This window comes from Sphingobium sp. DC-2, assembly GCF_000722555.1.
GTDB classification, from domain to species: domain Bacteria; phylum Pseudomonadota; class Alphaproteobacteria; order Sphingomonadales; family Sphingomonadaceae; genus Sphingobium; species Sphingobium quisquiliarum.
In genome coordinates this window covers 1-600 of sequence record NZ_JNAC01000085.1, presented here as the reverse complement: position 1 = coordinate 600, position 600 = coordinate 1, and the positions used below count along the sequence as shown (strand labels likewise).

The 600-nt window shown below is 65.5% G+C and carries 1 protein-coding gene; it reads right to left on the bottom strand.

Going from position 1 to position 600, the window contains the following annotated elements; genetic code table 11:
* Positions 1–166: 166 nt before the first annotated feature.
* On the bottom strand, positions 167–600 hold a 434-nt coding region (locus tag ET21_RS0117645; RefSeq protein ID WP_030540701.1), incomplete at its 5' end, for an ATP-binding protein.

Genomic DNA, 600 nt, shown 5'->3' with positions numbered 1-600 from the left:
TGTCAATCGGCGTCCAATCGGTACCCCCAATCGGCGCGCAAAAGGGACCCCCGTGGGGTTGCGTGGGACGATTGATGCTGGGCACAGGTTTTGCGCTGCTGACGGCGTAGGGAGGGCGTAGCCCGACCGGAGGCGGCAGCAGCGCAAAGGCGCTTTCTGGGGTGTCTCAGCTGCGGTGCTTGAAGCGCCAGCTGTCGTTGCCGGTCTCGACGATATCGCAATGGTGGGTGATGCGGTCGAGCAGCGCGGTGGTCATCTTGGGATCGCCGAAGACGGTAGGCCACTCGCCGAAGGCCAGGTTGGTGGTGATGATCACCGAGGTCTTCTCGTAGAGCTTGCTGATCAGGTGGAACAACAGCTGCCCACCCGAGCGGGCGAACGGCAGATAACCCAGCTCATCGAGGACCACGACGTCGAGCCGGCTGAGTTGGGCGGCCATGGCGCCGGCCTTGCCGATGCGAGCCTCCTCCTCGAGCCGGGTGACGAGGTCGACCGTGTTGAAGTAGCGCCCGCGGGCGCCTGCGCAGACGACGCTGGCGGTGATCGCGGTGGCGAGGTGAGTCTTGCCGGTGCCCGTGCCGCCGATGAGCACGATATTGC